This is a genomic window from Rhodohalobacter sp. 8-1 (genome assembly GCF_038150125.1).
GTDB lineage: Bacteria > Bacteroidota > Rhodothermia > Balneolales > Balneolaceae > SW132.
In genome coordinates, this window is record NZ_JBBVMF010000010.1 from 160,002 (window position 1) to 173,697 (window position 13,696).

A 13,696-nucleotide genomic window follows, 5' to 3' on the forward strand; every position below is an offset into this window, starting at 1 on the left:
TTGCCGTGTTAGCAAAACATATATTAAGTCAATCATTTACACCGCTGCTCTCATCAGATAAGGTAAGCTCTGCGCTCGCCAAAATGGAAGCCTGGCAAACCTCGAATATTCCTGTTATTGAGCCCACAACCAAAAAAGTAATCGGGCAGGTAACACTTGATATGCTGATGGAGCTGCCTGATGAGTCTCTAAAGCTATCAGAAATAGATCTTCAACCACCGATTTATGCATTTAAATATCAGCATTTGTTTGAAGTAGCACGGCAAATGCTCTCGAAAGAAGTGCGCTTCATTGCTGTAGTAGATAGCTCGGAATCGATTGTTGGCATTGTAGAGAAAAAAGATCTTCTCGAGGCTTTTTCTGAAATGCTGAATATCTCCAGCCACGGCTCTGTGATATCTGTAGAAGTGGGAGAGGCAGATTATACTTTAACTGAGCTCGTAAATATTATTGAAGCAGAAGGGGCTAAAATTCTCGGTCTTACCGTGGAGCACTCCCGTGGTGAAGAATCGGGAATACATGTATCCATCAAACTAAACCTGCAAGATACATCGGCAGTCGTCTCATCTTTAAAGCGCCATGGATATATTACTACATCTGAAAACAGGGATGACCTGCTTCAGGTTGATATGAGTTCAAGGGCCGACGAACTGCTTCGGTATTTGGAACTGTAACACATTTTTTTACGGCTCCATACGGAACAAAATTGCCGAAGTTGATATATTGAAAAGGTACCATTCTCTGAACAGGCAACTATACCGATTTCATGAACCGCACTTTACGCTTTGCGACCCTGATATTTTTCCTGCTGTATATACCTGCAGCAGTATTCTCTCAGCACGAACCTCAGACTAACAGCACAGTGCTGCAGCAGGGTCTCGATCTGTTTGAGAAAGGACTCTATTCTGAAGCTTCTGCAAAATTTGATCAATCCCTGGCTTTAAATTCAGGCGATGTACAGGAAGAAGAGCTGGCCGCTTATTTTTATGCACGCGCACAAAGCCGATTGGATTCGTCACGAACTGGCCAGCTTGCTGATCGTTATGTTCACAATTATCCTAAAAGCCGCTACGCTTCTGTTTTACTAAAAGAAGTTGCCGATCAATATAAAGAACGCGGTGAGCTCGATAGAGCCATAGCCAGAATGCAGGAAGCATTAAAGTATCCTCAGTCATCAAATAAAGAGGCAGAACTATATTATATGCTTGCTGAGACAGCTGCAGAAAATGGCCAGAATGATCTAGCCAGGTCAACATTTCTCGAGCTGTCTGATAATTTTCGAAGATCAAACTGGTCACCCAAAGCACTGTATGCCAGGGGACGATTGTTTTTGGCCGATGAGCAGTACGAAGATGCCTCAGAGGCTTTCGAGCTTCTGCGTGAACGCCATCCGTTCGACGCTATGACACGCAGAATTGGTACAGCACTGGGGGAATCATATTACCAGCAGCGACGCTATAACGAGGCAATCGAAGCCCTCGAACGGGCGTTGACACTTCTTGACGAAGAAAACAGGTCGAAGGCGGTATTTCTGATTGCTGAAAGCTACAATGCATTGAATGACTACGAGAACGCTACCCGCTATTATCGACGATTTATAAACAGTGCTGAAGACGCGGACCAGGAGCGCATCGCACACTATGGGCTTGGTTGGGTGTATCATAAACAAGAGATTTATCACTGGGCGGCAGATGCGTTTGGACGCGCGGCTGTTGGCGATGATGCCGTAGCCCGCAAAGGACTTTATTACCAGGCAGTGAACAACAAGCTTGCCGGTCGCTATCAGCGGGCGCTCGATTCATTCAGGGAGTTTAGCCAGCGGTTTCAGGGGGGAAAGTTTTTTGAAGAAGCCTATTTCGAGTGGGCGATGACAGCCTTTGAAATAGGGTTTAATGGAGAAGCTATTGAGGCGCTTCTCCCTCTTGCGAGAGATCTGGAAAACCTGGAAAATCCAGGGCAAACGCTCACGTTTCTGGGAGAAGTTTATTTTGCCAACGCGGAGTATACCCGTGCACTTGAAACGTTTCAGCTGGCTGAAGAGCTGACAGATATTGATGATGCGCTTAAGCGGCAGGCACGGTTTCAGAAAGCATGGATACAATATAGTAACCAGGCGTATCGTCAGGCTCAGCCAGAATTTGAACAAGTATACAGCCAGTGGCCCAACAGCGATTTAGGAAAAGAGGCGCTGTTCTGGAGTGCCGACGCACATTTTCAGTATCAAAACTACGGTCCGGCGTCGTCTCAATACGCCAGGTTTATTAGGGCGGCACCAAATCATGAACTTATCGGCGCTGCAAAGTATGCGCTTGGATGGTCCTATTTTAAGATGGGTGACTATGAAAATGCCACAGGACCACTCATCGATTTTCTGGAAAATTATGAACCGCCGTCTATTGCCCTGTTTCCATTTGATACGGACACGAAACTGAGAATTGGCGATGCATTTTATGCACAGGGTGAGTACAGAGAGGCGCTGGAGTACTATAACGATACAATAGGGGCTGAGCCGGGCGGTGATTATGCCATGTTCCAGGTGGCTAACAGCTATTACCGGATGAACAGGAATTTTGAGGCTGTCACCCAGTTCCGGCGTATGCTGCGAATTTACCCGTACAGCACGCTGCGGGAACAGGCTCAGTATAATATTGCCTATATTTATTTGAATACCGGGAATTACGACCAGGCCGTGGAAGAATTCAACACTGTAATAGAACGGTTCCCGGGAACAGAATGGGCAGCCCGTGCGCAGTACAATATTGGGGATTCTTACTACAATGCCGGCGAATACGACCGGGCCATTGAAGAGTACACCAAGGTTTTAGAAAACTATTCGGGGAGCTCATATATCTTGGAAGCGATTAATGGCATTCAGTTCGCGCAGCTATCGGCAGGCGAAAGCGATTCAAGCACCGCCGTATTAGAAAGTTTTCTGGATGAAAACCCTACATCTGAAACAGCGGACCGGCTTCGCTTCCGACAGGCAGAAAACACGCTTCAGTCAGGCGACTACCAGGCAGCGGTGTCCGATTTTCGTCAGTACCTGAGAATTACGAATAACCAGTCGATGATGCCCGAGGCTTATTTTAACCTGGCGGATGCCTACCAGAGAATGAACCAGCCGGATGATGCAGCCGAGGCATACCGAACGATAATAAATGAGTTCCCGGAATCAGACCGTATGGCTCCTGCACTTGCCGAACTGGGACAGATTCTTCTGGAACGCGAAGAGTATTCAGAAGCCCGAACAGTATTTGAGGAGCTCTCAGACACGGATCAGAGATTCAGACAGGAGGCGTTTTTAGGTATCGGACGTGCAGCCCTCGGACTTGGTGACACCAGCTCTGCCCGCCAATTTTTTGAACGGGTTCTTTCTATCAATGAAAGTAATGATGCGGCACGCGCTGGCCTTGGCAAAGTTCTTCTGGCCGACGATCGCATTGATGAAGCACGGCGGCTTTTTTCCATGGTGGCCAACGAAAATAATACTGCTGTTGGAGCTGAAGCACAGTTTTTACTGGCTCAGTCTTACCAGGAAACAGGTGATACAGAGCAAGCTCTGGAAGAATATTCAAAGGTGCGCGTGTTGTTTGAGGCGTATGATATATGGGTCGCTGAAGCGCAGTACAAAACGGCTGAAATATATATCCGTGAAGGCCGCCGGGGAGATGCGCGGTCACTCCTTACATCTATTATAGAAAACTACCCGGGAACGTCCGGTGCTGAGAAAGCACTAGAACTGTTAAATCAAAATCAATAGCTCAATGGTTGAAACAGTACAGCCGGCACTGGCACTAAACGGTACAATATCGCTTCCGCCTGATAAATCCATTTCTCACCGGTCGGTCTTATTTGCATCACTAGCCGATGGGGCCAGTACCGTTCACAATTACTCGTCTGCTGCAGATCCAGAAAGCACAGTGAGCTGCATGAGGCAGCTCGGTGTACGAATTGATAAGGATGACGATAATCTTGTTGTTCATGGCGTTGGGCGTAACGGGTTAAAAACACCGGAAGATCCACTCGATTGTGGTAACTCCGGCACAACCATGAGACTCCTGAGTGGAATTGTGGCCGGCGCAGGAATTGAGTCGACACTGATAGGTGATGAATCGTTGTCTGCCCGGACAATGAAACGGATTATCGATCCGCTTCGATCTATGGGCGCCGTGATTGAGGCGGCAGATAATGAATTTGCCCCTATTAAAATCAAGCCCCATAGCGGCATCAAGCCAATGCGGTATCCGCTTCCAATTGCCAGTGCACAGCTTAAATCGTGCGTTCTGCTGGCCGGGTTATTTGGAGAATCGGACACTGAGGTTGTAGAGCAGGTTCCTAGCCGCGATCACACCGAGCGATTGTTAGGACTTAGAAGTGAGCCGTACGGACAGGGAAAAATAATCAGCAGCAGCCGGTTGGATAAGCTGCCCACGCAGAGCTACACGATACCGGGAGATTTTTCTGCTGCCGCGTTCTGGATGGTGGGAGCCGCGATTCATGATGAGAGTGCTCTTGTACTGGAAAATGTAGGCATGAACCCCAGCCGTACAGCCGCCCTGCATATTCTTCAGCAGATGGGAGCATTAATTGATATTACGAATGAGCGGATGCAGGGACGTGAACCCGTTGCTGATATTGCAATACGTTCATCAGAACTGAAGAGCATTAATATCAATCCCGCACTAATACCCAACTGCATCGATGAGCTGCCCATTTTGATGGTGGCTCTCTGTTTTGCGGATGGGCGCTCATCAATTACAGGGGCCGAAGAACTTCGCCACAAAGAAACCGACAGGCTCTCCGCAATGTATAACATTCTGTCTGCGGCCGGTGCCGATGTCGATTTACGGCCTGACGGTATCATCATAACCGGTGATCCTGATTTTACACCGAAAGCGGCAGAATTCGAAAGTCATCACGATCACCGGATGGCAATGGCCGCTGCAATCCTTTCATCAGTTTCAGAAGAGCCTTCAACTATACTGGATGCAGAGTGCACGTCTATCTCTTATCCTCAATTCTGGACACATCTGCAGAGAGTTTCCCAATAGCGTCAGGTTAGTGGCGCGGTCTCATACGAAATTCTACGTCAAACTGACAACGGGAGAGCGCACATATTCTTTCTATGTCAATACGTCAGTGAGAATTGCTCATCTTTCTAATTGGCACTGTGGTTGCTCTTAGAATTGTAAATGGAGATTACCATGAACAATTTTAAGATGGATATCGAACAACAGCTTACATCACTGGGCCGGGAGATTCAGCAATTTGTTGAGCGCATCACACCGCTTGACGACGCACGGGATTTTAGTCCTGCCTGTGATGTAATTGAGAGCAGTACGCTATTGAAAATTATAGTTGACCTGCCGGGTATGGAAAAGAAGGATGTGAAAGTAACCCTGAAAGACGGCGTTCTGCGCATTGAAGGCACACGCGAGCTCTACCTGGAAAACGATGAGACACTGAAGCGTGGTGAGCGTGCTCAAGGATCATTTATTCGATCTTTCTCTGTGCCGGGACACGCTGATTCATCATCCATCAACGCATCGTTTAAAAATGGTGAGCTCACAGTAGAAATTAAAAAGAAAGATGATGGCGGGTCTGAAGCAGATTCTATCCCCATCAACTAAAGAACATTAATAACAGTAAATAAGAACAAGGTAATATTATGGGTAAGATTATAGGTATTGATTTAGGAACAACAAACTCATGCGTTTCTGTAATGGAAGGCAGCGAGCCTGTTGTAATTCAAAATGCTGAGGGTGGCCGAACAACCCCGTCAGTTGTAGCATTTTCAAAAGACGGCGAGCGGCTCGTTGGAGCGCCGGCCAAGCGTCAGGCGATTACGAACCCGGAAAAAACAGTGTCTTCTATTAAACGGTTTATGGGACGTATGTTTGATGAGGTTGCTGAAGAGAGCAGCCAGGCGTCTTATAAAGTTGTGAAAGGCGACGATGGCACAGCGCGTGTAAAAATTGAAGATCGACTGTATGCGCCGCAGGAAATTTCGGCGATGATCCTGCAAAAAATGAAGCAGACCGCTGAAGAATACTTAGGCGAAAAAGTAACGGAAGCGGTAGTAACTGTTCCCGCATATTTTAATGACGCACAGCGTAAAGCAACACAGGAAGCTGGTAAAATAGCCGGTCTTGAGATTAAGCGAATTATTAATGAGCCTACCGCCGCTTCATTGGCGTATGGTCTTGATAAGAAAGATACAGATCAGACTATCGTCGTGTATGACCTTGGTGGTGGTACATTTGATGTATCGATCCTCGAACTTGGTGATGGTGTATTTGAAGTGAAATCTACCAGTGGTGACACCCACCTTGGTGGTGATGACTTTGACCAGCGTCTGATTAAGTTTCTGGCCGATGAATTCAAAAAAGACGAAGGCATCGACCTTCGAAAAGATCCAATGGCGATGCAGCGTCTGAAAGATGCGGCCGAGAAAGCCAAGATTGAACTTTCAAGTTCACAAAAAACAAATGTGAACCTGCCGTTTATTACAGCAACCGATGCAGGGCCAAAACACCTGAACATCGACATCACACGGGCCAAGTTTGAGCAGCTTGTTGATGATCTTGTGAAGAAAACCATCAAGCCTTGTGAAAAAGCGCTGAAAGATGCCGGTCTCAAGAAAGGTGAAGTTGACCAGGTTATTCTTGTCGGTGGTTCAACACGAATTCCGAAAATCCAGGAAGTTGTAAAAGAATTCTTCGGAAAAGACCCAAGTAAAGGCGTTAATCCCGACGAAGTTGTGGCCGTTGGTGCTGCAATTCAGGGTGGCGTACTTACCGGTGATGTTGATGATGTTGTACTTCTTGACGTAACACCGCTTACGCTCGGTATAGAGACGCTCGGTGGCGTAATGACGAAACTGATTGAGGGCAACTCAACGATTCCAACCAGCAAGAAAGAGACTTTCTCAACCGCTGCAGATAATCAAAGCAGTGTAGAGATTCACATCTTGCAGGGTGAACGTGCCCAGGCACAAGACAACAGAACGCTTGGCCGGTTCCATCTTGATGGAATTCCACCGGCACCACGCGGCGTACCACAAATTGAAGTGACCTTCGATATTGATGCAAACGGTGTGCTGAATGTAAGTGCCAAAGATAAAGGCACCGGTAAAGAGCAAAGCATTCGAATTGAGCAAAGTTCTGGTCTGAGTGACGAAGAAGTTGAAAAAATGAAAAATGCTGCAGAAGAGCACGCGGAAGAAGACAAAAAAGTACGCGAGCGAATCGAAACGCTGAACAAAGCCGATTCACTGCTCTTCTCTACCAAGAAGCAGCTTGATGAAAACAAAGACAAGATTTCCGAAGAGAATCAAACCAAGATTCAGGAAGCTCTCGATAAGCTTGAAGAACTCCATAAAGAGGAGAAAGTGGAAGAGATTGACGATGCGATTGAAGAACTCAATAACGCATGGGCAGCCGCTTCCCAGGAAATCTACCAGGCAGCAGAAGCCGAACAGCAAGCAGAAGGCGCACAGGCGGGAGCCGGTGGCCAAACTGACGGATCAGCTGAAGCCGAAAGCAGCGAAGAAGACGATGCTGTAGATGCCGACTTCGAAGTGGTAGACGACGAAGACGAGAAGAAATAATATGATTTGATTCCGGCTCAGCCGGAGTTGTAACCACTTTCAAAAGCTCCATCGAAGAATATTCGGTGGGGCTTTTTTATGTTAAACCTGCATGATTATTTTTGAATAGCTTTAAAAAAAGACCCTGTCATCCTAGCCAAAATCGTTAGATGACGGTGGAGTGGAACTCAACTTTTCCCGCGTTAGCGCATCGAGCGAAGTGATTCCCATGAAATGAAATCTCCTTTTTCTTGAGACTCATTTTGCCTGAGCTTTTTGAAGGTTTATACCTATTTTCGAAAGATGTCTCCATGCACTCTCGATGTTCTGACAAAGCGTTGTTCAAGATGGATCTAAGAACGAGGAGATGTCTCGGCTTCGCTACCAATGACAGATTGTAAAAAGTGATGTTATTGGGCTTTAATCAATGCTTATTACCTTTACGAACACACCCCTAAATCCCCTCTCGAGAGGGGACTATAATCCTGTCACCTTTCAAATGGTGTTGCCCAGCCTTTTGGAGCAAAATTATAGGCTACCGATGACAGTTTGTAAAAAGTGCCGATTTTGAGCAGATTTCAAGGAGTCAAAAGCTCGGCTTCATCTGCGACACCTCCACTTGTTCTGTCACATCTGAAATAGTGTTGCCCCCGTTTTTAGGCATAATTAGGGGCTACCAGTGACAGATTTTTAAAACCTCGACTAACTCACTGGACACCCCTCCCTCCGCCAGCTGGCGGACTACTCCCCACAATGGGAGAATTAATCCTGTCACTTTTCAAATGGTGTTGCCTTGCTTTTAGGCAAAATTAGGGGCTCGACATGACAGGGCTCTGGTTTGTAAGAAGCGCGGCGCGCATGGTTACTGCGTAGAAACAGGCGCCAGGCTGCGCCGCTAAAAGAAAGTTATTCCTTGCGGCTTAAGACACAGAGCTGCATGGTTGGGGTTTTGATATGCCGCTCTGTCCATGTCAATTGGCCTGTCATCTCGACTGCAGGCCGTGTCTTTCGGCCGAAACGGAGAGATCTGCTTATCCTCGAGACACATTTTGCCCGGTTTTTTTAGAAGGTTCATACCCATCTCCGGGAGGGTGTATCCACATTCCACCGTTTCATCAACCTAAACAGACTCTTTAATGGGGTTAATAAAGAAAAAAATAACCTTGCTAACTTAAATCGATAAAAACAATAGTTTTTTGTTTTCTAAAACGTTTTAGACAGGTATAGTCGAAGAAATGAAATCACTTCGAATTATGACCTTCAGTTATTAGAGATTACTATAACTTTTATATTCCAGTTGAGATTTATATTTGTAGATCCGGGATGTCTTCAGTCTCTGATTCCCATCCGGCAACAGTCAGCCTCAATAAAAGACAGTAAAATAGAAACAAACCGATGGGGAAAAACTGAAGCGCAAAATACCAAGTTCCTGAATCGATGATAAAGTAGATGAAAATGGAAGGTGTTAAAACAAAAAGCGCGTAGAAAATCAGCCATCCATACCTTCTCTCTAGATATAATGTGCCAATTAGAACAGGAATAAACAGGACTATCACCGGTCCCAAGATATAGAGAGTCGCTATCCTGAAAAAACTCAGAAAGAAGAGTGAACTTGCAGAAAGCTCCCAGGTTAGCCAGAGCCGCAGGTTTTCAACATTAAAACTGAATATATTTATCATACAATTTTATCGGTAAACGGTTCGGCCTCTATAGTTTTTTGCCAATCTTGTTTTCATTGTCTATAATAGACCGTTGAATATCAGACGTTTATGAAAACAAAAGCTCAACAGTACTGGCGGCAAAATCTTATTTACCTGGCCATTCTGCTGGCCATATGGTTTATCGTGTCTTACGGGGCCGGTATCCTGTTTGTGGACTGGCTGGATCAATTCAGGCTTGGTGGTTTTAAACTTGGGTTTTGGTTTGCCCAGCAGGGATCTATCTATGTATTTGTGATTCTCATCTTCGTGTATGTGTACCTGATGAATCGCCTTGACAAAAAATTTGAATTCGACGAGGAGTAATGTAAATGGATATCCAGGGCTGGACATTTTTAATTGTCGGATTTTCTTTCGCGATCTACCTGGGAATTGCCTATTGGTCGCGTGCTGCCTCTACCGGCGATTTTTATATTGCGGGCGGAAAAGTGTCGCCGCTGGCTAACGGGATGGCTACCGCGGCTGACTGGATGTCGGCAGCCTCTTTTATATCAATGGCGGGTCTCATTAGCTTCATGGGCCGTGATGGCTCTGTCTACCTGATGGGATGGACGGGCGGCTATGTGCTACTGGCTCTTCTTTTGGCGCCCTACCTTCGGAAATTTGGAAAGTTCACGGTCCCGGATTTTGTGGGGGATCGGTACTATTCGAGAACAGCCCGGCTTGTGGCTGTGGTGTGTGCCGTCTTTATCTCGTTTACTTACGTGGCCGGGCAGATGCGCGGCGTGGGGATTGTGTTTTCACGGTTTTTGGAAGTTGAAATAACAACCGGTGTGATCATTGGAATGGTGATCGTCTTTTTCTACGCTGTGCTGGGCGGTATGAAAGGTATTACCTACACTCAGGTGGCGCAATACTGCGTGCTGATTTTTGCCTATCTCGTCCCAGCTATCTTTATTTCGATGCTGATGACCGGCAACATTATCCCGCAAATCGGATTTGGCGGTACTCTTGCTGATGGTTCCGGTACTTACCTGCTTGATCGCCTCGACGGACTGAGCACCGAAATGGGATTTGATCCCTATACAGATGGTTCAAAATCTACCATAGATGTCTTTTTTATTACTGCCGCGCTGATGGTTGGAACAGCCGGACTTCCGCATGTGATTGTGCGATTTTTTACCGTGCCAAAAGTAAAAGACGCCCGGATCTCTGCCGGGTATGCGCTTCTCTTTATCGCCATACTTTATACGACTGCTCCCGCCGTAGCGGCATTTGCCCGGGCCAATCTGCTCGAAACGGTTGATAATGCGCCCTATGCAGAAGTACCCGAATGGTTTACAACCTGGGAGGAAACCGGCCTGATAGAGTATAATGACCTTGATGGTGACGGTAACGTAAACTACACGCCGGATGAGAGTACGAATGAACTTGTGATAGACCCGGATATTATGGTGTTGGCCAACCCGGAAATTGCGCAGCTTCCCAACTGGGTAATTGGCCTGGTGGCGGCTGGTGGTTTGGCGGCGGCCCTTTCGACAGCTGCAGGCTTACTGTTGGTCATTTCAACATCCGTTGCCCGGGACCTGATCCGCCGCACGTTTGTGCCCGATATCACCCAGCAGCGTGAACTTCTGTTTGCACGAACAGCCGCAGGAGGGGCCGTGATTATTGCCGGCTATTTTGGAGTTAATCCCCCGGGTTTTGTGGCCCAGACTGTGGCCTTTGCGTTTGGCCTGGCGGCCGCGTCGTTCTTTCCGGCAATCTTGCTCGGTATCTTTTCAAGGCGTATGAATAAGGAAGGAGCCATCTCCGGAATGATAGCCGGAATCGTATTCACGGCAGCCTACATCATCTACTTTGCGTTTATGTTTCCGGAACTGAACAACGAAGATAACTGGCTCTTTGGGATATCGCCTGAAGGAATTGGGACGCTTGGTATGGTTATTAATTTAGTGATAGCGGTGGTGGTCAGCCGGTTTACAAAAGCCCCGCCGGTTGAGATCCGTGAGCTCGTGGAAACTATTCGTGTGCCACGGGATTTGGAGAAGGGAAGCGAGACCGGTGACGGGTGACGGAGGACCGAGGTTTGACGACCGGGGATTGAAGACGGAAGACCGAAGAACTTGTGGCCTGTAAACAGAAATTGATCTTTTGGTTATCGGTTTCTACATCGTCGGTCCTCGGTCGTCCGTCCACTGTCCTTCAGGTTGGAACTCCGAGACCAACACCATTCACCAGTTAATTCTTGCCGCTACATTTCCTATCTTTTACACATGAATATTCTCGGAATTGAATCATCGTGCGACGACACGGCTGCAGCAGTATTATCGGATGGAAAAATCTTGTCAAACGTAATTGCCTCGCAAACGGTGCATGAACAGTTTGGCGGCGTGGTGCCGGAGCTTGCCTCACGCGCTCATAACAAAACCATCTGGGCAACGGTGGACCAGGCGCTGGAAACTTCCGGGTTCAGTATGCCGGATGTTGATGCGATTGCGGTGGCTAAAGGTCCCGGGTTGATGGGGTCGCTGCTGGTGGGTCTGGGCTTTGCAAAAGGACTGAGCCTGTCCTGGGAGAAGCCGCTGATTGGTGTGAACCATATCGACGCACATATGTACGCTAACTTTATTGAACACAACGAAGTGTTTCCGTTTGTGGCACTGATCGTCTCGGGCGGACATACGCGCCTGGTGCACGTTACCGCACCGTTTGAACATACCGTGCTCGGAAAAACCCGGGACGATGCAGCCGGCGAGGCGTTCGACAAGATCGGCAAGATGCTGAACCTGCCATATCCGGCCGGACCCTATGTTGATCGTCATGCAAAAACGGGCAATCCGGAATTTGCAGACTTTCCAAGGGCTATGGCAAAAAAAGGCCTTGATTTCAGTTTTTCGGGACTAAAAACCAGTGTGCTTTATTATTTAAGAGACCAGCGGCAATCGTATATTGATGAGCATCTGGATGATCTGTGTGCCAGTGTTTCAGCTGCCATATCTGATGTACTGCTGGTTAAACTCCGGCGTGCCGTTCGAAAAACCGGGGTGAAACAGGTAATGGTGGCCGGCGGGGTCTCTGCCAACTCCATGCTCCGTGAAAAGGTTCGGGCGATGGCAAAAAAAGAGGGAGTCAACCTGATGATTCCTGCGATGGAGTATTGCACAGATAACGCCGCCATGATTGCTAAGGCCGGTGAAATGAAAGCGAGGCTGGATCAGTTTGACGGGATGGAACTGAAGCCGTTTGCAAGCCTTTAGTAAACGCTGAATATCGAATAACGAACACCAAATGTCGATAAACGCGCTCTTCGAAATTCAGTGTCAATTATTCGTTATTTATCAGATGTCTTGGCCCACGTAGATCGAAGCTCCCGCTTCGATTGTTGTGATACGGCTCAGTTATCAATTGCGAACTATTTAGCTGATAGAGATCGATGCCCCACGTTTGATTTCTTTCCTCAACGCATTTCCAATCCTGTCGAACGGGGACGTTCGACCTACGCAGTTATTCCCGTTTCGATTATTTTGAGACAAGCCATTGATTGTAATTCATTAACTGAGGCTTAAGTACCAAATAATTGCAACCACGACAAACAAAATTATTGACGTGCTCTTTTTATGACGTTCGAAGAGCTTCTGTGCTTGATTTCCGGCCAGGTACACAAGTATTGCAAGTCCATAATAGCGGATGGCGCGGGATATTGTTGTAGCGATGAGGAATAAAAATAAGGAATACTTCAAAGTGCCGGCGGCAAGCATCGCAATCTGAAAGGGAATCGGGAGAATGCCAACAGACATGACAAACCAAAAGCCTTTTTGTTGCATTTGCTGTTTCGCAATTTCAAACTGTTCTTGTGATGAAAGCAGTGAAACGATTTGTTCACCAACGGCATCAAAAATATAATAGCCGATTGCATACCCTGATAAAGCACCAAAAATACATCCCGCCAGAGCCATCGCACTAATTGCAACTAATTGCTTCCGGCGTGCCTGCATCAGGGGAAGCAGTATTGTTTCCAGCGGTATCGGTACGATTGTGGATTCAAGAAAAGAAGCGAATCCAATGCCGGGAAGCATATACCTGGAATAAATCAGCCGTTTCCCAAACTGTTTTAATCTGAATTTTATTCCGTGGCCGCTATTTGAGTTCATTTTCTACTCTAAAATGTGTCATATATTTTCCCAACTTGATTTCGTTGTTGATCAACCTAATGTCGATCTGAAAACCAATCACAGGATGATATCAATGATACTAAAAGCCGGAACCCATGTATCCATGGAATTCTTCGTCTGCACGCTGTATTCGCGGGCTGACGAATGAATGAGAATAGTAACCCTGTTCAGTGAATCCCTCAATCAACCTGCAAACCTTAATAGATGTGGCTCCTGACTTCCGCACTTTTTTAATGTGAAAAATATCGGCATTGTTTTTTAATGACTTACGGCCC

11 protein-coding genes are annotated in these 13,696 nt (G+C 46.9%); 8 read left to right on the plus strand and 3 right to left on the minus strand.

Going from position 1 to position 13,696, the window contains the following annotated elements:
• Positions 1–5: 5 nt before the first annotated feature.
• The 5 genes from AABW11_RS12020 to dnaK all read left to right on the plus strand — a co-directional run bounded on the left by AABW11_RS12020 (position 6) and on the right by dnaK (position 7,609).
• Entirely contained in the window at positions 6–674 is a 669-nt protein-coding gene (locus tag AABW11_RS12020; protein ID WP_340105351.1) for a CBS domain-containing protein, read from the plus strand.
• Positions 675–766: 92 nt separating this feature from the next.
• Complete coding sequence (locus AABW11_RS12025) at positions 767–3,760, plus strand: tetratricopeptide repeat protein (protein ID WP_340105352.1); 2,994 nt, start codon at positions 767–769, stop codon at positions 3,758–3,760.
• A 4-nt stretch (positions 3,761–3,764) separates the two neighbouring features.
• A complete protein-coding gene (aroA, locus tag AABW11_RS12030) occupies positions 3,765–5,051 on the plus strand; it encodes a 3-phosphoshikimate 1-carboxyvinyltransferase (protein WP_340105353.1) in 1,287 nt (428 codons plus the stop codon).
• Positions 5,052–5,204: 153 nt separating this feature from the next.
• On the plus strand, positions 5,205–5,630 hold the full coding sequence (locus AABW11_RS12035) for an Hsp20/alpha crystallin family protein (protein ID WP_340105354.1): 426 nt from the start codon (positions 5,205–5,207) through the stop codon (positions 5,628–5,630).
• Between the two features lie 38 nt (positions 5,631–5,668).
• Positions 5,669–7,609, plus strand: coding sequence for a molecular chaperone DnaK (gene dnaK, locus AABW11_RS12040; protein WP_340105355.1), 1,941 nt, complete (start codon positions 5,669–5,671; stop codon positions 7,607–7,609).
• A 1,283-nt stretch (positions 7,610–8,892) separates the two neighbouring features.
• On the opposite strand, the gene AABW11_RS12045 is transcribed toward dnaK, so the two are convergent.
• A complete protein-coding gene (locus AABW11_RS12045; protein ID WP_340105356.1) occupies positions 8,893–9,267 on the minus strand; it encodes a hypothetical protein in 375 nt (124 codons plus the stop codon).
• A gap of 90 nt (positions 9,268–9,357) precedes the next feature.
• Here AABW11_RS12045 and AABW11_RS12050 point away from each other — a divergent pair, with 90 nt between their 5' ends.
• From AABW11_RS12050 to tsaD, 3 genes are all read left to right on the plus strand, one after another.
• Complete coding sequence (locus AABW11_RS12050; protein WP_340105357.1) at positions 9,358–9,612, plus strand: DUF4212 domain-containing protein; 255 nt, start codon at positions 9,358–9,360, stop codon at positions 9,610–9,612.
• A 5-nt stretch (positions 9,613–9,617) separates the two neighbouring features.
• The gene (locus AABW11_RS12055; RefSeq protein WP_340105358.1) at positions 9,618–11,321 is read left to right on the plus strand and encodes a sodium:solute symporter family protein; all 1,704 of its coding nucleotides are present in this window, start codon (positions 9,618–9,620) and stop codon (positions 11,319–11,321) included.
• 201 nt (positions 11,322–11,522) lie between these two features.
• On the plus strand, positions 11,523–12,506 hold the full coding sequence (tsaD, locus tag AABW11_RS12060; RefSeq protein ID WP_340105359.1) for a tRNA (adenosine(37)-N6)-threonylcarbamoyltransferase complex transferase subunit TsaD: 984 nt from the start codon (positions 11,523–11,525) through the stop codon (positions 12,504–12,506).
• Between the two features lie 294 nt (positions 12,507–12,800).
• On the opposite strand, the gene AABW11_RS12065 is transcribed toward tsaD, so the two are convergent.
• Both AABW11_RS12065 and AABW11_RS12070 read right to left on the minus strand, forming a co-directional pair.
• Complete coding sequence (locus AABW11_RS12065) at positions 12,801–13,325, minus strand: YqaA family protein (RefSeq protein ID WP_340105360.1); 525 nt, start codon at positions 13,323–13,325, stop codon at positions 12,801–12,803.
• A 175-nt stretch (positions 13,326–13,500) separates the two neighbouring features.
• A partial coding sequence (locus AABW11_RS12070) for a hypothetical protein (RefSeq protein WP_340105361.1) occupies positions 13,501–13,696 on the minus strand: 196 nt, incomplete at its 5' end.